At 69.7% G+C, this 18,725-nt stretch carries 18 protein-coding genes; 10 read left to right on the top strand and 8 right to left on the bottom strand.

What is annotated here, in order from left to right; translation table 11 throughout:
- Nucleotides 1-72: 72 nt before the first annotated feature.
- From ACE3Q8_RS15665 to ACE3Q8_RS15650, 4 genes are read right to left on the bottom strand one after another with little or no spacing between them, the layout of a single operon-like run.
- Nucleotides 73-1,329 (bottom strand): CpaE family protein, encoded by a 1,257-nt coding sequence (locus ACE3Q8_RS15665; protein ID WP_374471224.1) that lies wholly within the window; start codon nucleotides 1,327-1,329, stop codon nucleotides 73-75.
- Entirely contained in the window at nucleotides 1,326-2,216 is an 891-nt protein-coding gene (gene cpaB / locus ACE3Q8_RS15660; RefSeq protein ID WP_374471223.1) for a Flp pilus assembly protein CpaB, read from the bottom strand. Before cpaB ends, ACE3Q8_RS15665 begins: the two co-directional genes overlap by 4 nt.
- A gap of 21 nt (nucleotides 2,217-2,237) precedes the next feature.
- The gene (locus tag ACE3Q8_RS15655; protein WP_374471222.1) at nucleotides 2,238-2,732 is read right to left on the bottom strand and encodes a prepilin peptidase; all 495 of its coding nucleotides are present in this window, start codon (nucleotides 2,730-2,732) and stop codon (nucleotides 2,238-2,240) included.
- Between the two features lie 51 nt (nucleotides 2,733-2,783).
- On the bottom strand, nucleotides 2,784-2,951 hold the full coding sequence (locus ACE3Q8_RS15650) for a Flp family type IVb pilin (RefSeq protein WP_374471221.1): 168 nt from the start codon (nucleotides 2,949-2,951) through the stop codon (nucleotides 2,784-2,786).
- Between the two features lie 330 nt (nucleotides 2,952-3,281).
- On the opposite strand from ACE3Q8_RS15650, the gene ACE3Q8_RS15645 reads away from it, so the two are divergent.
- Complete coding sequence (locus tag ACE3Q8_RS15645) at nucleotides 3,282-5,144, top strand: PAS domain-containing protein (protein ID WP_374471220.1); 1,863 nt, start codon at nucleotides 3,282-3,284, stop codon at nucleotides 5,142-5,144.
- 39 nt (nucleotides 5,145-5,183) lie between these two features.
- On the top strand, nucleotides 5,184-5,792 hold the full coding sequence (locus tag ACE3Q8_RS15640; protein WP_374471219.1) for a response regulator transcription factor: 609 nt from the start codon (nucleotides 5,184-5,186) through the stop codon (nucleotides 5,790-5,792).
- Nucleotides 5,793-5,893: 101 nt separating this feature from the next.
- Here the strand turns inward: ACE3Q8_RS15640 and ACE3Q8_RS15635 are convergent, their stop codons facing one another.
- Together ACE3Q8_RS15635 and ACE3Q8_RS15630 are read right to left on the bottom strand one after the other, a co-directional pair.
- Nucleotides 5,894-6,214 (bottom strand): CpaD family pilus assembly lipoprotein, encoded by a 321-nt coding sequence (locus ACE3Q8_RS15635; protein ID WP_374471218.1) that lies wholly within the window; start codon nucleotides 6,212-6,214, stop codon nucleotides 5,894-5,896.
- Nucleotide 6,215: 1 nt separating this feature from the next.
- Complete coding sequence (locus ACE3Q8_RS15630) at nucleotides 6,216-7,628, bottom strand: type II and III secretion system protein family protein (RefSeq protein ID WP_374471217.1); 1,413 nt, start codon at nucleotides 7,626-7,628, stop codon at nucleotides 6,216-6,218.
- A gap of 360 nt (nucleotides 7,629-7,988) precedes the next feature.
- On the opposite strand from ACE3Q8_RS15630, the gene ACE3Q8_RS15625 reads away from it, so the two are divergent.
- Entirely contained in the window at nucleotides 7,989-8,360 is a 372-nt protein-coding gene (locus ACE3Q8_RS15625) for a hypothetical protein (protein WP_374471216.1), read from the top strand.
- A 31-nt stretch (nucleotides 8,361-8,391) separates the two neighbouring features.
- Here the strand turns inward: ACE3Q8_RS15625 and ACE3Q8_RS15620 are convergent, their stop codons facing one another.
- Nucleotides 8,392-8,517: a hypothetical protein gene (locus tag ACE3Q8_RS15620; protein ID WP_374471215.1), complete on the bottom strand. Its 126-nt coding sequence runs from the start codon at nucleotides 8,515-8,517 to the stop codon at nucleotides 8,392-8,394.
- Between the two features lie 777 nt (nucleotides 8,518-9,294).
- Here ACE3Q8_RS15620 and ACE3Q8_RS15615 point away from each other — a divergent pair.
- From ACE3Q8_RS15615 to ACE3Q8_RS15595, 5 genes are all read left to right on the top strand, one after another.
- Nucleotides 9,295-10,164 carry a hypothetical protein gene (locus ACE3Q8_RS15615; protein ID WP_374471214.1) on the top strand — a complete coding sequence of 290 codons (870 nt, stop codon included), beginning with the start codon at nucleotides 9,295-9,297 and terminating at the stop codon, nucleotides 10,162-10,164.
- A gap of 309 nt (nucleotides 10,165-10,473) precedes the next feature.
- A complete protein-coding gene (locus ACE3Q8_RS15610) occupies nucleotides 10,474-10,677 on the top strand; it encodes a FecR/PupR family sigma factor regulator (RefSeq protein ID WP_374471213.1) in 204 nt (67 codons plus the stop codon).
- A 70-nt stretch (nucleotides 10,678-10,747) separates the two neighbouring features.
- Complete coding sequence (locus ACE3Q8_RS15605; RefSeq protein ID WP_374471212.1) at nucleotides 10,748-12,175, top strand: recombinase family protein; 1,428 nt, start codon at nucleotides 10,748-10,750, stop codon at nucleotides 12,173-12,175.
- Nucleotides 12,176-12,389: 214 nt separating this feature from the next.
- Entirely contained in the window at nucleotides 12,390-13,643 is a 1,254-nt protein-coding gene (locus ACE3Q8_RS15600) for a serine hydrolase domain-containing protein (RefSeq protein ID WP_374471211.1), read from the top strand.
- Nucleotides 13,644-14,008: 365 nt separating this feature from the next.
- Nucleotides 14,009-15,538, top strand: coding sequence for a recombinase family protein (locus ACE3Q8_RS15595; protein WP_374471210.1), 1,530 nt, complete (start codon nucleotides 14,009-14,011; stop codon nucleotides 15,536-15,538).
- 223 nt (nucleotides 15,539-15,761) lie between these two features.
- Here ACE3Q8_RS15595 and ACE3Q8_RS15590 read toward each other — a convergent pair whose 3' ends face one another.
- Nucleotides 15,762-16,178 (bottom strand): winged helix-turn-helix transcriptional regulator, encoded by a 417-nt coding sequence (locus ACE3Q8_RS15590; RefSeq protein WP_374471209.1) that lies wholly within the window; start codon nucleotides 16,176-16,178, stop codon nucleotides 15,762-15,764.
- 83 nt (nucleotides 16,179-16,261) lie between these two features.
- Here ACE3Q8_RS15590 and ACE3Q8_RS15585 point away from each other — a divergent pair, with 83 nt between their 5' ends.
- Together ACE3Q8_RS15585 and ACE3Q8_RS15580 are read left to right on the top strand one after the other, a co-directional pair.
- The gene (locus ACE3Q8_RS15585; protein ID WP_374471208.1) at nucleotides 16,262-16,996 is read left to right on the top strand and encodes an SDR family NAD(P)-dependent oxidoreductase; all 735 of its coding nucleotides are present in this window, start codon (nucleotides 16,262-16,264) and stop codon (nucleotides 16,994-16,996) included.
- Between the two features lie 837 nt (nucleotides 16,997-17,833).
- Complete coding sequence (locus ACE3Q8_RS15580) at nucleotides 17,834-18,583, top strand: EAL domain-containing protein (protein ID WP_374471207.1); 750 nt, start codon at nucleotides 17,834-17,836, stop codon at nucleotides 18,581-18,583.
- Nucleotides 18,584-18,725: the final 142 nt, after the last annotated feature.

The following is an 18,725-nucleotide window of genomic DNA, read 5'->3' as shown; positions in this document are numbered from 1 at the left end:
TGCGGCGGCGTGCGACGAGGCGGCCGAGCCGAGGGGGGAAGCGGCGGGGCGGTGCGGCGGCCGAACATGCCTTCAGGATCCAAACCAACGCTTGAGGAGGGGGGCGCGCGGGGCGCCCGCGAGCGTGGCGGTCGCGCCGCCGCCGGCCACCGTTGCGAGCAGGCGCTGCAGGGCGTCCGCCAGCGGCCCGCCACGTACGGCGGAAAGGAGCGGGCGCGCCTGCTCGGCGGCCGCGCGAGCGGCCTTGGCGTCAAAGGGCAGCTCGACGTCCAGCCGTCGCTGCAGGTGGCGCTGGAAGTCGCTGGCGCTGAGCTCCCCCGGCGTGGCGCCCACCCGTCCCCCCGCCAGGAGCACGGCGCCGCCGGCGCACGCCGTGACCAGGGGCAGCAGCCGCTGGGTGTCGCGCAGCCCGGCCAGGCTGAGGTCGGTGACCACGATCACGGTGTCAGCAGCGCGCAGGGCGCTGCGGCAGAGCGCGTCGAAGCGGCGCGGCAGGTCAATCACCAGGCTGTCACCGTCCGCCCGCAGGACGCCCACCAGGGCGTCCAGACCTTCGCCGCCGAGACGCAGGTCCGCATCAAGCGGCTCCTCGGCCGCCAGCAGTCTCAGCCGCTCGCCCTGCTGGACGGCGGCCGAGCCGATGAGCAGCTTGTCAAGCCGCTCGGGGTTGGCGAGCAGTTCGCGCAGGCCGCGGCCGGGCTCCGCATCGAGGCTGAGCGCCGTCGTGCCGGCCTGCAGGTCGAGGTCGAGCAACACCGTGCGCTGCTGCTGGTCGTTGGCCAGCCCCCAAGCCAGGCTGACCGCCAGGCTCGTGGCGCCGCAGCCGGAGCGGGCCCCGATCACCGCCACGGTGGCGCCCCCGGCCACGGCAGGCGTGGCGGCGCTCGGCGGCGGATCCGCCGCCAGGAGGGCCTCCACGGCCGTGCGCAGCTGGTCGGCGGCCAGAGGTTTGGGCAGGTAGTCCGCGACGCCCAGCCGCCGCAGCTCCCGGTAGAGGCGGACGTCGTTGGCGGCGCCGATGGCCAGCACCCGGGTCTGCGGCTCGCAGACCTCGGCCAGCTGATCCAGGTCGCGGAGGGGGTCGGCGCAGTCGGAGATGTCGACCACCAGTACGGCGGGAGAGGGCGTGGCGCGCAGGAGGGCGATCGCGGCGGCCAGGCCGCCTTCCGAGACCCGCGACGGCGCGCACCCGAGCTGGCCGAGCCCCTGGCGCAGAACCTCGCACGTGACCGGGTCGACAGCCACCGCCAGCAGGTCCGGCGCTGTCGCCGCCGGGGTCAACCGCGCCAGCTTCATCGCAGTCGCGCCTTGGCCGAGCGCGCGGCTCACGACACGCCGCCCACGATCTCGGCCTGCGCCCCACGAACCACCACGAGCGGCGGCGGCGGCGGGGGCGGCGGCGGCGAGGCGGCGCGACGGACCGGCGCCGGACCGGCGCGGGGCCGGTCCAAGGCGGCGTGCGAAAGGCCGGCCACGTCGCTTGTGCGGGTCACCACATGCAGAGGTTCCGGCGCGCCGTCGGCCTTCCCCAGGCTGCGCAGCGCCAGCGACAGGCGGCCGAGCTCGCCGGCCAGGGCCACCACCTCCGCCTGCCGGGGCGTGACTTCCAGCGTGGCGGTCTGCGGCGCCACCACCTCGGCCTTGGGATTGGCGGTGCGCTGGTCCATCCCCACCACCCGCACGTCGCCCAGCACCGTCTCGCTGACGAATCGGGGCGGCTCGCCCGGGCCGGCGATGTTGCGGCTGAGGATCAGATCGACACGATCGCCGGGAAACACGAAGCCGGCCATGCCGGTGCTGGCCGAGACGTTGATGGTGATCGCCCGCCGGCCCGGCTCCAGAACCGCGGCCAAGAAGCCGCGGTCTCCGGGTCGCGCCAGCCGGGCCGGGGTCAGCGGCTCGCCGGCGTTCAGGTCGCTGCGCACCACGGCGCCGGCGTAGGAGTCGAGCGCGCCGTCAGCGGCGGTCAGATAGCCATCGGCCGGCATGTTGGCGGGCCACGCCTGCCAACGCAGGTCTTCGGGCTTGAGGAGGGCGCCGGCCGCCAACGGCTCGCGGGCCACCAGCACCTGGCGGGCCGGGGCGGCTGGCGCCGGACCCGTCGCGCGGGCTTGGCCAAGCTGGTTCTGCAGCCAGGCCTGGGCGAGAACGATGCTGAGCGCCGAGATGGCCAGCGCAAGGCCGAGGACCAGCCAGCGACGGAGGCGGAGCGGCATGAGGGCACCTTCAGGGCAGGGTCAGGCGGCCCCGCCGACCCGGATCGTCAGAACGATGGCGCCGCCAAGCGCCAGGGCCACGCCGTAGGGCATGGGCTGAGCGAGGCTTTCGCGGATCTCCCCGTCCGCGGGCGTCGGCAGCCAGCGCCGCGCCGGCGATAGCAACAGCAGGCCAAGGGCCGCGCCAGAAAGGGCGGTCGCCAACACGAACGCCTCGATCAGCCCTGGGCCCGCCCACGCGGCGGCGGCGGCGGCCAGCTTCACGTCACCGCCGCCGACCCAGCCGCAACGCCACAGGGCGAGGCCGACGAGCAGGGTCACAGCGCCGGTGATCAGGCCGCTCGCCAGGGCGGGGAGGCCGAGCGCCGGCGTGGCCGCCAGGAAGCCGGCCAAGATCAGCAGGCAGGCGGCGTTGGGAATTCGGAATGCGCGCAGATCGCTCGCAGCGCTCCAGATGAGCCCTGCGAGCGATCCGCCTGCGCCCAGGCCGAGAACCAGATTTGAGTAGTCGGTCACAGGCGCCTCCTGCGATCTGTGGTCGCGGCTGGTCTCGACTGGGCGCGCGTCCTACTTGGCGAGTTCGGTGTTCACGTCGGTGAACTTGTCGCCGAGGTTCGTCTTGATGTTCGGCAGAGCGACGACCATCGCAAGAGCGATGAAGGCAGCAATGAGGCCGTATTCAATAGCCGTCGCGCCGCGCTCGTCACGGGACAGTTTCTTCAGCATCGTCTTCATGATCGTGCGTCCTTATCGGAGGAAGTATTCATGTGCTGATCGCCCCGTTACATGTCGCTGGGCTTCCACAGCGAAATAACGACTAACGCAGGGCCGACAAAATGTGGGAGCGTGCTGGCGCCCCCGTATGATTACGGGGGCGCCCCCACGCCCAGGCGTGGTGGGCCCGCAGCGGTTCAAGCGCCGATGGCAGGCTGGTCGCGGCGGCGCGCCGCGGGGCGCTGCCGGCCTTCCTGGTCTATGGATTTCACGAGATGTTAAGGCGGCCGGCACAGCAATGTGGCGGCTTTTGGGGGAAGACGGCGCAGCGTGGCGACGGAAGCGGCATTGGTGTTCAGGGCGCTCGTGAAGGCCGCAGGGTCGGTCGTCTGGCGCGCTGATGCGGCCGGCCGTGTGGAGGCGCTGGAGCCGCCCGACGCGGTGACGGGCCTGCAGGGCTGGTTGGGGCACGGCTGGAAGCACGCCCTGCATCCGGAAGATGCGCGCGCGGTCTTCAACGCTTGGCGAGCGGCGCGGCGCAACCCACGCCTGATCGAGCTGAAACACCGCCTGCGGCGCGACGATGGTCAGTACCGTTGGTACCGGGTGCGCGGCACCCCGATCGTCGCCGCGAGCGGCGAGGTCCAGTGGGTGGGGGTGGTCGCGGACTGCGACGACCTGGTGCGGGCCCATGCGGAGCTGGAGCGCAGCGAACTGGCCTACCGGGCGCTGGTGGAGGCGACCTCCGCCCTGGTGTGGCGCGCCGACGCCAGCGGCGCCATGACCGAGGCGCGCGGGTGGGCCTCGTACGCCAGCTATCGGGGCGACGCCTGGCTGGAGGCCGTGCACCCGGACGATCGGGCGGAGACCCGTGACTGGTGGGCGCGGACCATCCGCAGCGGACAGGCCTCGGCCCGGGAGTTTCGCGCTCGCGACGAGCAGGGCGCATTCCGACATTGCGCGGCCCGGGCGGTGCCCGTCCGCAGCGGCGATGGCCGCGTGGCGGAATGGGTGGCCACCTTGACCGACATCCACGAGGAGAAGATCGCTCGTCAGGCGCTCGCCCGTAGCGAGCGCCTCAAGACGGTGGGCCGCCTGACCGCCGGTATCGCCCATGACTTCAACAATTTGCTCACGGTCATCATGTCGGCCTCGGAAAGCCTCGCCCTAACGCTGCCGAGCGACAGTCCCGGGCGCAGCCAGGCCGACCTGGCGCTGCGGGCCGCCGAGCGGGGCGCGGACCTCGTCAGCCGATTGCTGGCGTTCTCCCGCAATCAACCCCTGCGGCCCGAACCGGTGCGGGTTCAGGGCCTGCTGAACAACCTGCTGAGCCTCGTGCGTCCGGCGGTGAGCGAGGACATCCAGCTGGTCTTCACCGCGCCGGGCGGCGGCCTGCGGTGCCTTGCCGATCCCGCCCAGCTGGAGGCGGCGCTGATGAACCTGGTGATGAACGCCCGCGACGCCATGCCCGACGGGGGCGCCATCCGGGTGAGCGCAGCGCCGGTGACCCTCGGCAAGGCGGACGCCGCGCCGCTGGGCCTGACCCCCGGCGCCTATGTGGCGTTCGCCGTGGAGGACGAGGGCAGCGGCATGAGCAGCAACGTCCTCGAGCACGCCATAGAACCGTTCTTCACCACCAAGGCCCCAGGGCATGGCTCCGGCCTGGGCTTGAGCATGGTCTATGGCTTCGCCAAACAGTCCGCGGGACACCTGGCGATCGCCTCGCGGGAGGCCGAAGGCACCCAGGTGCGCATGCTCATCCCCGCGGCGCCGAACGAGGCCGGCGACGGCCCGAGGCCCGTGAAGGCGCGGCCGGCGCGGGCTCGACAGGCCCGCATCCTGGTGGTCGAGGACGACGACCTCGTGCGCGAGAACATCGCCCAGCGCCTGACCGAGCTCGGCTATCGGGTGCTCGCGGTCGGCGACGGGCCGGCCGCCTTGGACCTTCTCGGCGGGGCCCGGCGGTTTGATCTGCTGTTCACGGACGTGGTCATGCCAGGCGGCATGAACGGCCGGCAGCTGGCCGACCACGCGCGGGTGATCCGACCGCACCTGCCGGTGCTGCTGACCTCCGGCTACACGGACGATGCGGTGCTTCTCAAGGATGGCCTGGCGGACGCGCGCACCCGCTTTCTGGCCAAGCCCTACAATCTGGTGACCTTGGCCGAGGCGATCGACCTGCTTCTGGCTACGGCTCCGGCGGCGGCGGCCTGACCGCCGCCGCTCCTGTTCTGCGCATGGAGTAGAGTTCAAGTGCCTGGGAACTGCTGTGTTCACATCGTCGACGACGACGTGGAGGTTCTAAAGAGCCTCGCCTTCGCGCTTGGCCTGGCGGGCTACGGCACCCGCATCTATACGTCGGGAGCCGATCTGCTCGCCGACCCGGCGCTGGACCCCGGGTGCATCGTCACCGACGTGCGGATGGCGGGGCTGGACGGGGTTGAGTTGGTGCGACGACTGCGCGCCGCCGGCATCACCCTGCCAATCATCGTCGTGTCCGGCCATGCCGACGTGGCCGTCGCAGTGGAGGCCATGAAGGCCGGGGCCAACGACTTCCTGCAGAAGCCTTTCCGGCCGGCGCGGCTGGCGGAGGTGATCGAGCGGCTGGTGAGCGCCTCCACCAGCGAGCCGCCGCCAGAGCCCGCTCAGGTGAGCGGCTGGCGCGCCGCCCTGGCCGTGCTGTCGCCGCGCCAGAACCAGGTGCTGCGCGGCGTGGTGGCCGGCAAGCTCAACAAGACCATCGCCCAGGAGATGGGCATCAGCGTCCGGACCGTGGAGGGATACCGGGCCGAGATCATGGCCAAGACGCAGGCGCGCAATGTCCCTGAGCTGGTCCGGATGGTGACCCTGGCGGGACTCTAGCGCGTCGGGCGTTCAGGCAACGAGGCCGCGGTCTGTCGCACGGGCGCGCGACCCGCTGCGGCCAGCGGATCATCGCATTGGCCGCGCCGCGTGACGCGGCCTCAGCGGGCCTGCTGGACGACCACGGCCGGCGGGTCTGGGCCGTCACCGGAGCCCAATGGTCTCACCGCGCCACGGCGCAGACGCTGCACGGCCGTCAGCGCCTCTGCGCCGGAAGGCGGGCCGTTCGGCTGACCCACCGCCAGATCGGCCGGATTGGCGACCATGGCTTCGAGATTTCGCTGCGTGGCGCAGCCGAAACCGGCCTCGCCAGCCTTGGCGCAGCCGCCCAGATCCGCCGCGAGCCGCAACTCGGGATCGCCGGCGCAGGCGGACAGGCTGGCGAGGCCTAGGGCGAACGCAAGGGGCCGGAGGCGGTTCATCTCAGCCCGTCTCGCCGGAGGTTTGCGGGGCCGGCGCGGGGGACTCCACAGCGGGCGTGGCCAATCGGCGGCGGCTCGGTTGAACAAGATAGGGCGTGACAATGATCACGAGCTCCGACTGGTTGCGCTGAAAACGGCGGGAGCGGAACAGCTCGCCCAGGATCGGAACGTCGCCTGCGCCGGGCAGCCGGCGCAGGTCGCGGGCGATGCTGTTCTGCAGCAGGCCGGCGATGGCGAAGCTTTGGCCGCTGGCCAGTTCGACCGTCGTCTCGGCGCGGCGGGTGGTGAGCGCGGGTACGGTGATGCCGTTGAGGGTGATCGCGCCGGTCTGTGACAGCTGGCTGACCTCCGGACGGACATTCAAGCTGATGCGGCCGCCGTCGAGCACCGTCGCCACGAAGTTGAGGCTGACGCCGAACTGCTTGTACTGAATGGAGACTTGGTCGAGCCCCTGAGGCACGGGGATCGGGTACTCGCCGCCCGCCAGGAAGCTGGCAGGCTCGCCGGACACGGCGGTGAGATTGGGCTCCGCCAGGATGCTCACGAGGTTCTTCTGCTCAAGGGCGTCCACGAGCACGTTGATGTTCAGACCCTTCTCGGGGTTCACCAGCCCGGCGATGATCGCCCCCGCCTGGCCCGAAGGGCGAGTGATCGATCCTGTCCCGCTGACGATGTCGACGCCCGTGGCCCAGCCCACGAAGCCGCCGCCGTCGCCCACCGAGGCGAGGCTTTCCCAGTTGAACCCAAGCTGGCGCGCCGCGTCGCGTGACACTTCCGCCACCCGCACGCGCAGGTTCACCTGGTTGGGCGCATCGACGATCATGCGGTTGATGACGCGGCTGGGGCCGCCCTCGCGCGGCGGCAGGAACAGATTGGCGAGCTGCACCGCGTCGTCCCCCTCCGCCGCGGAGCTCACCACGCCGCTCAGAACCACGGCGTCGTTAAGCGCCGACACTTGGATCCGCGCGCCGGGCAGTTGGCTCCGCAGCGCCTCGCTGAGGCGGCCGACATCATGGCCGACCGCAAGGGCGATGCTGGCGATGGTGCTGTCATAAGCGTCGAGAGCGATGAGGCTTGTGGAGCCTGGCGCCTTGGCAAGAACATAGACCAGGGTCGAGGACTTGATCTGAACGTCTGCGATGTTGGGATCGGCGATGAACACGCTGGCTGCGGGGCGATCCAGGCGCAGCAGGCTGCCCTTGCCCACATCCAGGTCCAGCTGCCCGGTTGGCGCGCCGACCGTGAAAGCCTCAGCGTACGCCGGCGGCGCCGGATCGGCCCAAAGCGCCAGCGCTGTGAGGCAAGCGAACGCCGCGCCGCGCGCCGGCCGGCTCAGACGCCCGGTTCGTGGCCCCGCACCGCTCGGCCCGGCGTTCGCAAGGAAGTTGGCGGCCGCGCCGCGACGATGGAACATCAGAACGCAGACTCCAGGATACAACGCTGACGCGCCAGCCCATACCGCCCGCTCAATCTTTCAGGGACGTAAACGAAGTCAGCCTTCGTTCCCGCCGGCCCCCACGCGGGTCTGCGATCGCGGCGCGAGGCGCTCGTCGTCAGGCGCACCCCGGTGAACCCGCTGCCTGATTATGACGACGTCGACTGCGGGAGTCCTTTGATGAACACGCGAAGGCTGAAGCGGCACGAACCGAGCGGCGACTGGTCGATGTTGGGATCGAGTCCATCGCAGAACGCGGGCTGAATGGGTTCGCGCGGCCTCTCCGGCTGGGCCTGACAAAGCCTGAGCCTGGCGACTGGAGCCGGCCTGGCGCGCCGCGTGGAGCTCGAGGGCGGCAAGCTCACCGTTCGCCGGGACCGGATGCTGGCGGCGCCGCACGCCCCCGGCCAACCGCTGCCGATTGCGCTGCGCGCCAGCCAGGTCCGCCCGATGACAAGTCCCTGGCGGCCTGGTGGAGCGGCGCTCCGGTCGTCGTGCCGCGACGCCCAGGGCGACGTGGACTTGGCTTATGATGCAGCTGGGGTCGGCGAGCCGGCGCGACCGGACGTCTCCATTTCCCCGCTCGGGCGCGTGGCGCCTTTCAACCGCCGGGATCGCCGTCCCGTCTTCGCCGACCTGCTGCCGGAGGAGGCGCAGCGCGCCGCTGGCGCCTCTGTGCTCGGCGTCTCCACAGCCCTTTCCAGGCCCTAAGGCGACCTCGGTCTGCGACCGCGCACCGGGTTCAACCCGACCTGTGTCGGAGCGCGCGCCACTTTGACCAGACCACCGTCTGAGCGGCCAGCAGCATGGGCGCGCCGGCGGCAAGCACGATAAGCGCCAGGTTGAAGTCGTGATCCATCCGGTCCATCTACAGCAGCATCTTCAGTGCAGCTACGGCGCGCGCCAAGGCACAGTTCTGTGAACGGCGCTCTGCGTCTCGGGCGCCCTGCGCTCCGGGGCTCGCCCATCGTGGCGTCAGCGCGGCGGCGATGGGATGGCCGTGACCCGTCCCTGCGGCGACACGTCTGTGGCGCGGGCAGCCACTTCGGGCTAACTCGCTGGTTCAGGCGTGTCGGAGCCTGCGACGACTGGGGTCTGGCGCCGTCGAAGGCAGCCGGACTCCAGTCAAGCGCGACGCTCCGGTGGACGGCGACATGCTTTGCGGACATGCGTGGGGCTCACGGCCGCATGAGACGCCAGAACGGCAGGGCGACCTTGCCACGTCCCGGCGTCGGCTATCGCCGCTCGTCCCCTCGCGGGATGGATCGATTGACGGGGCGTGTCGCCAGCCGCAATGTGCCGCGGCGGCCCCGGCCCGTTCCCCTACGGTGGGTCGCGCGCCGTCGCCTGCGGCACACGGGCGACGGCCGCCCGCCGGGAGCGTCATCCCGGCACCCCTGCCTCGCCGGTGGCGACCGACGCGTCCACAAGGTTCTCCCGCAGGGTTGGGCATGGCGGCGGCGGCGCGCCACGGCGCCCACGCGAGCCTCACTGAAGCCTTCCGGCGATCCGACCTGGCGGCCTTGCGATGCGCGCAAGGCGCGCGCCGCCGCCCTGCATGGGCGCCGCGAGGGGGGAGGCGCCGTGCGCAACTGACGCGCGTTTGAGCCATTGTGAGGTGAGTTCAACAGCCAAGGCTCCCCGCATGAGAACTCTCGCCGCCGCTCTCGCCGTGTTCGCCGTATCGGCGGGCGTTGCTGACGCGCAGACGCCGCGCTCCAGCTCGGACCCCGCGCCGCAGCAGGAGCGCATCGAGGCGATCCTGGGCGCCTTGTTTGGCGGCCGCGGCGCAGCGACGTCGCTCGACACGCAGTGGTCCCTGGGGCGCCTGCCGCTGGCCCAGCAGCGCGCTCAGTTCGAGGCGCGCATCGACAGCGATGTTCGGTCTGGCGCGCTGAACCGGGCCGCCGGCGAGCGCGCCAAGGCCGACTACCTCGCGCTTGTGGATCTGGAGGCGCGCTATGGCGTCGATCGACGCTTCAGCGTTCAGGAACGCGCCGAGCTGAACGACCGCTATGACAGCCTGACCCGCCTCGTCGCCGAGGGCGGATACGCGGGCGGCGTGTCGGGCGCTTCGGTGGCGGATGGTCGCCGCGAGTTCGAGGCCCGCGTGGACGAGAGCGTCCGCCTTCGACGCCTCACGCGAACCCAAGGCACGCAGCTGAAGACGGAGTACGCCAGTCTGGTGGCGGTCGAGTCTGACTATCTGCGCGATGGCGTTCTGAGCGTCCGCGAGCGCTCGGACCTGGAAACGCGCCTGGACGCCCTGGACGCGCGCGTAGGGGACATGAACCTGACCCGTTCGAGCGATCCGGCGGAACGTCTGCAGGCGATCGCGCGGGCCCTGCCCGCAAGCGGCCTCTCGGCCGCGGCGCAGGCGCAGCTGCGCGTGGAGCACGAAGATCTCAGCCGACTGGCCGCCGCCTACCGGCGCCTCACCCCCACGCGAGAGGAGCAGGCCTATCTGGACCAGCGGCTCACGGATCTGGAAGCCCGCGCGCGGGCGCGGCGCTGAGCCAAGGCGGGCGCCGCCCGTCTGCTGGGCCGGCCTCGCCGTCAGGCATTTCGCCTGGCCGCCAAAAGGCGCGAGATCGGCGGACGGCGTCGCGCGCGCGCCGTTCTGGATAATCTGAGGTGTGGTGGCGCGCGCCGGTCGCCTATGATGGCGCCGGCCGCGCTGCCGCCATAGGATCCCATCGCGCGACGCGCCGCCAAGCCGCTCTTCCCTTGGGGAGGGGCGCCTTCCGACGTGGTGTCTTTCGCCGTCATGAGGCGGCGGCGGTCGACCTGCGCGCCTTGAGAGGTCGAACACGGGAGAACCCGCATGCGTGACGCTGCAGAATGGCTCGCCCATCTGAACGCGCGGACCGTGTCCGTCGCGCAACTGCGGGCCTTTCGCCGGTGGCGGCGCGATCCCCGGAACGATGCGGCGTTCAGGAAGCTTCAGGCCTTGTGGCGTTTGGCGGACGGGCTCGTCGACGACCCCGACATCATCGCGGCGACGGAGGCTGCGAAACGCCAGCGGTAAGCGGACGATAGCAAACGGCGACCCGACAAGGCATGGTTGCGCTGGCTTCTGGATCACAGGAGGTGCGCACGTGCACGTCGACAGGCCCTTGCGCGCCGCGCAATACATCCGGATGTCCACCGAGCACCAGAAGTACTCGGCGGAGTACCAGGCTACGACCAACCAGGCCTACGCCCTGGCGGCCGGGTTCGAGATCGTGCGCACCTATCTGGATGAAGGGCGCTCCGGGCTGACGGAACGCAGGGCGGGCCTCCAGGAGCTCCTGGCGGATGTGCTTGGCGGGACGGCGGACTTCTCCATCCTTCTCGTCTATGACGTCAGCCGCTGGGGACGGTTTCAGAACCCGGACCAAAGCGCCCACTACGAGTATCTCTGCACGCGCGCCGGCATCCGGCTGCAGTACTGCGCCGAACCCTTCATCAATGATGGCTCCCTGACCGCCACCCTCTTGAAGTCGATCAAGCGGGTGATGGCGGCCGAATATAGTCGCGAGCTGTCGCACAAGACCTACGAAACCCAGGCTGGCCTGTCGCAGAAGGGCTACTGGATGGGGGCTGCGCCCGGCTATGGCCTGCGGCGGCAGATCGTAAGCTACGAGGGCGAGCGCCTGGACGTTCTCGAGTGGGGTCAGCGGAAATGCCTGCACGGTCACCGTATCGTGCTGGTGCACGGGCCGCCGGAGGAGGTGGCCACCGTGAAGCGGCTGTTCCGGCTTTACCTGCGGGAACAGACGCCGTTCGCCGAGCTTGCGGCGCTCCTCAACAGGGAGGGCGTGCCGGCGACACGCGGCAAGCCCTGGTCCCGTTCGCGGGTGTCCGCGGTTCTGAACAACGAGAAGTACGCCGGCGTCCTGGTGCGTGGTCGCAAGTCCCGCAAGCTTGGCGGACCGCAGATCAATCGAGCCGAGAAGGACTGGCTGCGCATCGAAGGCGCCGTGAAGCCCATCGTCAGCCGGACCACCTTTGACAAGGTGCGTCGCCTGATCCGCCGGCGCAACCTGGGGTCTACGAATGACGACCTGATACAGATGCTCCGCGCGCTCCTTGCGAAGAAGGGTGTGCTCACCGCGCGGCTCATCGAAGCCGAGCCGGGCCTCCCCTGTCTTGACGCCTTCCGGAGACGGTTCGGGAGCCTGACGGAGGCGTACCGTCTGGCCGGCTACGAACCGTCGGAGAAGCAGCAGCAGCTTTCGGCGCAATTCAAGGGCCGCTGCGGCCGTGGCCGCCGGTACTCCGACGAAGACTTGCTGCAGATGTTGCGCGGGCTGCTTGCCGAAGAAGGCCGGATCAACACCACCCTGATGCGCGCAAAAGGCCTGCCGGACGCGGACACCTTCACCCGGAGGTTCGGCGGGCTGCGCAAGGTCTACGCGCTGCTCGGTTATGCGCCCAATGCGCGGCAGGAGGCCGCCATGGAGAAGCGCGGCGGGCAGACCATGACAGCCGCGGCTGCAGCGAAGCTTCGTCTGGCGGTCATCCGGGCGAGCACAGGCCTCTAGCGGGTCTACGGGATCGGCCGTGGACGTTGTCGGATGACGACCTTTTGGTCGGCAAAGCACGAGCTGCGGGGCTCGCCCGGACGCGGGCCTGCCCTGGCTGAGCCGCATCGCCGCCCGTCGGCCCATGACGCGCATCTGGGGGCATGACATGGGACGTCGACGCGGGCAGGGTGCCGGCCATCACAAGAACAAGCGCCAGGGGAGGCTTCGCGCCATGCATCATCGGAACCGGATACGGGCGGCGGGCGCCGCCCTGGCCATCCTGTTGGCCTGCGGGGCTGGACCGGCCGCCGCCGAGCCGCCGCGGGCGGCGCCGGCGTCGGTGGGGGTCTCCCAGGCCGGCCTGGACGCCCTGAACCGCGAGTTCCACGGCCTGGTGGACCAGAAGAAGCTGGCGGGCGTGGTGACCCTGCTGGCCCGCAAGGGCAAGGTGGTCCACTTCGACGCCTACGGGGCGGCGGACGCCGCCACCGGCGCGCCGGCCCGCACCGACACCATCTGGCGCATCGCCTCCATGACCAAGCCGGTGACCGGCGTGGCCATGATGATCCTCTGGGAAGAGGGGCGCTGGAAGCTGGACGATCCCGTTCACAAGCACATCCCGGAGTTCCGGGACCTCAAGGTGCGCACGCCCGACGGGCGGCTCGTCCCCCAGGATCACCCTATGACCATGGCCGAGCTGATGAGCCATACGGCCGGGTTCGACGTGAGCGCCGGCTACGCCCAGGCCGGCCTCTCCGACGGCGACCTGCAGGGCATGATCGACAAGCTGGCGAAGCTGCCCCTGGCGGCCCAGCCCGGCGCGGACTGGCGCTACGGCCCCAGCGTGAACATCCAGGGCTACCTGGTGGAGAAGCTGTCCGGCCAGTCCCTGGACCAGTTCTTTCAGACGCGGATCTTCACCCCCCTGCGGATGGCCGACACCCAGTTCTGGGTGGCTCCGGAGAAGCTCGGCCGGCTGGCCCGAGTCCACACCTACGACGCCCAGGCCCGGATCGTGGCGGCGGACGCCGGCATGCGGACGGCCACCGCGCCGCCGAAGTTCCTGGCCGGCAGCGGCGGGCTCTATTCCACGGCGGAGGACTACTGGCGGTTCGCCCAGATGCTGCTCAACGGCGGCGAGCTGGACGGCGCCCGCATCCTGCGGCCGGAGACGGTGAAGCTGATGCGCACCAACGTCCTGCGGCCGGGGGTGAAGGTGGACCTCTATGGCCCCAGCCAGGAGGGCGTGGGCTTCGGCATGGACTTCGCCATCATCATGGACCCCAAGGCCGCCGCCACGCCCCAGGGCAAGGACACCTACTACTGGGGCGGCGCCTTCGGGACCTGGTTCTGGATCGATCCGACCAACGACCTGGTATTCGTGGGCATGATCCAGAACCTGGACGGCAGCCGGCCGGACGCCGGGACCCCGCCCACCCGGGCGATCTCCTATCCCCTGGTTTACCAGGCGGTGACCGGCCGCTGAGCCGCGCGGGGGCGCCGCGCCGCCGGGTCTCGCCGGCGCCCCCGCCGTGCTGCGCGCATCGTCTCAACCCGCCACCCACGGTCTGGCGCCGCCGCAACGGACCTCCGCGGGACAGCCGCGTGGAGCGGAAGGAGACGCCGCAAGCGGCGCCGCAGATCGGCTTCCGGGTCAGCCATCTCGCTGAAGGCGCCCAGCTGGTCCGCGTCGGCAGAACGCTCTTGGCTCAGGGACCGGGCGCCCAAAGCGCACCTGCCCTGAGCGCCGCTGACCGCGACCGGCTGTCTCTGCGTCCTTGCGAAGCGTAAGATGAGGATCGCTGTCACGCCGATCCGCAGCGTGCCAGCGGCAGCAGAATGGTGCTTCCCTTGGACAGCGAAGCTTTAGCGGGGCGCGCGCGGGCGGCCCAGTACCTGCGAGTGTCAACCGAGCGGCAGGAGTACTCCACGACCTTCCAGCAGGCGTCACTCGCCGCCCATGCCGTGGCGGCCGGATACGACATCGTTCGCACCTACGCCGACGAGGGGATCAGCGGTCTGACGCTGGACAAGCGCGCCGGTCTGAAGGCGCTGCTCGCAGATGTCCTGGAGAAGCGCGCGGACTATGACGTGCTACTTGTCTACGACGTGAGCCGCTGGGGACGCTTCCAGGACCCTGACGAGGGCGCCCACTACGAGTTCATCTGCAAGGCCGGTGGGGTGCGAGTGGAGTACTGCGCAGAGCCGTTCAGCAACGACGGCAGCCTGGCCGCCACCCTCATCAAGAACATCAAGCGCGCCATGGCGGCGGAGTACAGTCGCGACCTCTCCAGCAAGATCCGCTGGGGCCAGCGCAACGCCGCAGCCATGGGGCTGTGGACGGGAGGCCCGCCTGGGTACGGATACCGCCGTCAGCTGGTGAAGCGTTCCGGTGAACTGGGCCCGGTGATGCAATGGCAAGAGCACAAGTTCGCTGCAGGCTATCGGGTCATCCTGACGCCAGGGCCGCCCGAAGAGCGAGCGGTCGTGCGCCAAATCTTCCGACGCTACGTCCGCGAGGGCTGGACAGGCCTGGAGATCTCGCGGGACCTGAATAGCTCCGCCATCCCGGCCGAAGGCGGCGCGCAGTGGAACGCGGAGAAGGTTTCCCGTCTGCTCCAGAACCCCAAGTACATTGGTCATACGCTTCGCGGACGGGTTACGAACCGGCTTGGCGAGCCTGCAAGGCGAGCCGCGCCGCCGTTGTGGCGGCTGCAGGAGAATACGCACGAGCCCCTCATCAGCCGGCGGCTCTTCAATGCGGCTCAGCGTGAGCGAGAGCGGCGCCAGGTCAGCGGCTGGTCCGACGACCGAATGCTAGAGGCTCTCAGGGATCTGCTCGCGCGGACCGGTTACTTGTCGGCGAACCTGATCGACGAGACGCCTCGCGTGCCGTGTGCATCCACGTATCAGGCCCGCTTCGGAAGCTTGATCGAGGTCTACAGGCGGGTGGGCTACGACATGAACCAAGACGCGCGCGTCATGTCTCTCCGAGCGTTCGCGTTTCATGGGCAACGCCGCAGCGGAATGCGTCCGGTCACGAACGACGCGCTGCTCGAGGTCGCCAGATCCCTGCTGCAGCGCCACGGGTACATCAGCCAACGCCTTGTCATCGAAGAGGTCGGTAGCGCCGTCTGCGCCTTGCTCGGTAAGCGCTTCGGCGGCTTCGCAGGCCTGTACCAACGGCTAGGCTACACGCCCACGGCGCGACAGGCGGCCGCGATCAAGCGACGCCCGAGCCGAGAAGGCAGCCACGCCTGCATCTGCGCCCGCATCCTTGGCGCACAGGAGCAACCTGGCAGGGCGCGGCGCAAGGCTGCCTCGCCGATGCGCTCACCGAAGCGTGGCGGAAAGCGGCGGCCGCCGGCGCGCGATGTCTAGGCCCGGTCCACTTGCGATTGTTCGATTGTCAGGCGGATCTGAAGGTCTGCTTGTCGATCGGGGACGAGAGTCATGCTCCTGGGCGCTGCGTTTGTTCACGCGCTCCGCAGGCTGCGAGCCCGAGTCGAGCGGAGCCGCTGTACGCAGGCATAGGATCGGGTCTGGAGAGCCTCGCGCTCGGGCGCTCTGGCGCGGAGCCGAACAGCTTTGCGAACGGCTGGCCTCAAACGCGCCCGGCGCTTGCCGACTGTCGCTGTGCAAACACTCTGCTGACCGCGTCCATGTTTTCCGTGCCCCAGGCACACAGCGGCACGAGCGCCTCTGCGAGGCTCAGGCCCAGCGGCGTGAGGCTGTAGTCCACACGTGGAGGGACTTCCTTGTAGTCGGTCCGCCTCACCAGGTCGTCGGCTTCAAGCTCCTTGAGCTGCTGGATCAGCATCTTGTCGCTGGCGTCCCGCACGGCGCGGCGCAGATCGCCGTAGCGGGTGCGGCCACCCTGGGCGAGGAAATACAGGATGAGCGGCTTCCACTTGCCGGAGATGACGCGCAGCGTAGCGTCGAGCCCGCAGGTGAAGCCTGGCAGTTTGGGAGTGCAGCCCTGCGTGGCGGGCGCGGCTTGCTTGGTCGGTGTTGACGGCATTCTTAGTTACTTACCAAAAGGTGCATACTTGCCGATAGGTGGGTGCGACGCCAGCTGAGGTCAACCTGAGCAAAGGAGCACACATGAGCAGGTTGACGGGCAAAACGGCCGTGGTGACCGGCGGCGGCACCGGGATCGGACTCGGCGCGGCCAAGCGGTTCATCGAGGAAGGCGCCTTCGTCTACATCTTCGGTCGCCGACAGGCGCAGCTCGACGCCGCGCTGAAGGCGCTTGGCCCGAACGCACGCGCAATGGCCGGTTCGGTGACCGATCCTGGCGACTTGGATCGGCTCTACGACGCGGTGAAGGCGGAGCGCGGGAAGGTCGACATCGTCTTCGCCAACGCTGGAACCGGCGCCTTCGCGCCGCTCGGCGAGATCACGCCGGCGCACTACGACGCGATCTTCGACGTCAATGTGAAGGGAGTCATCTTTACGGTGCAGAAGGCGCTGCCGCTGATGGGCCCGGGATCATCTATCATCCTCACCGGATCGAGCACCGGCGTGATGGGGACGCCGCAGTTCAGCGTCTATAGCGCCACGAAAGCCGCCATTCGCAATCTGGCGCGAAGCTGGGCGCTCGATCTGCAGGGCACAGGCATCCGCGTCAATGTGCTGTCTCCCGGCCCCACCAGAACCGATCTGGCGTTGAATGTCGTCGGCGAGGCGGCGTTCGAGGCGCTGGGCGCCGGCACCCCCATCGGCCGGTTGGGCGATCCCAGCGAAACCGGCGCCGTGGCGGCGTTCCTGGCCTCCTCGGACTCTAGCTACATGACTGGCGGAGAAGTCTTCGTCGACGGCGGACTTGCGCAGGTCTGAGCCGACAGGGGTCCGGCCGCGGTCGGACCCCCAATGGCCGTGCCGGCTCGGGTCCTGACCTCGCCGGCTCAGGGGTTTGCCTGCGCATCGGCAGTAGCGCGCTCCATCCGGGGTGGGTGTCGACTGTGTCAGGCCCGGCCTATGGCTCGCGCGCTCCGGCGTTACGCGCGACGAGCCGTGGTGGGCGTCGAAGCGCAGCAGCAGGGCGCCCGCGTGTCGACGCGGGCGTTGAGGGCCCCGCCTTCCCGGGCCGCTCCCGAATAGAGACGCCTTGCGCTGCGGCGCCGGGGTTCGCCAGCTCGGTTCACCGGCGCGGCTGGGGACGAACAGATCCTTGTCTGGATCCCTCGGTATGAAGGTCAGGCGCCCTGCCGATGACGTCACGAGGGATGCGGTCGGCGTACGCCCACGAAGCCTGGATCTTTCGTCAGACGCTCAACGGTCGGCGTCTCCCTGGAGTCATGCCGTCGCGGACGGCCAAAGCTTGAACAGCTTCAGGCTGCTCTCGAGCTCCGTGGCTTATCCCTCGCGCCCTGGACGATCGGACGCCGCGGGCCGCGCTAGGTTGTGGCCGGATCAGCGCCTGTGGGTGTCTCGAGGCGAACAGACTGAGGCTGTCGATGGGCCGCTCGCCCCGCGCCTCGTTGCGCCCGACGATGGGTGCCGGCGACTTCGGCGATGCCATCAACCAAGCCACGCCCCGGCCGCCGATCGATGTCGGCTAGACGCTCTACGCCTCATGCCCATAGGCTGAGCTGGGGAACCCAGCCACAGCTTAACCGTTGGATTGTCTGGCCCGGCGCGCCTCACTGGGCGCGCTTCGAGTTGAGGACCCGTATGGCCAAGTGCGAAGGATGTCGCGACGGCTTTGCCTTCGATCATGCGATATCGATGGCTTTCCAGCCCATCACGCACATCCGAACAGGCAGGGTCTTCGCGCACGAGGCTCTTGTGCGCGGCGTGGGCGGCGAGAGTGCGGGGGCGATCCTCGCGCGCGTCGATGACAGCAATCTGTACGCGTTCGACCAACGATGCCGAGTGACGGCGATCGATCTGGCGAACCGCCTGGGTCTCGCGGCAGACGGCGCTTACCTCTCGATCAACTTCATGCCGAACGCGGTCTATGAGCCGCGCGCCTGCATCCGGCTCACCTTGGCGACCGCCGCTCAAACCGGTTTTCCGCTCAACAGGCTCATCTTCGAGTTCACCGAGGCTGAGCGCATCGACACCGATCACCTGCTCAATATTCTTCACACGTACCGCGAGATGGGGTTCAAAACAGCTATCGACGACTTCGGCGCGGGCTATTCAGGCCTGGGTCTGCTCGCGAAGTTCCAGCCCGACATCGTGAAGCTGGACATGGAGCTGATCCGCGGCATCGACCGTGACGGCGTAAAGCGGCGCATCGTCAGCAGCCTTCTGAAGATGCTGAAGGACCTTGGCGTGGAGGTGGTCTGCGAGGGCGTCGAAACTGACGCCGAGCTCGCGACGCTGCGTGAGCTGGGCGCCACGCTCGTCCAAGGTTACGCCATCGCGCGGCCCGCATTTGAAAGGCTGGCGAAGCCAGACTTGGCGCTGGCTGATTGACGGGTCCCCCGGCCAAAGCGACAAGCTCGATAGAGCGTCCGAGTTCTCGGCCCCCTACGTCCGCGTGAGCCGGGGGAGGGGTGTCGCCAATCGGCAGGGGGCTGACAACGGAGGCTTTCCGGACACCCGCATCTGGAAGATG

It is taken from the genome of Phenylobacterium sp., assembly GCF_041913825.1.
Classification (GTDB): domain Bacteria; phylum Pseudomonadota; class Alphaproteobacteria; order Caulobacterales; family Caulobacteraceae; genus Phenylobacterium.
The sequence above is the reverse complement of the archived record's forward strand: the minus strand, read 5'-3'. Positions and strand labels throughout refer to the sequence as shown.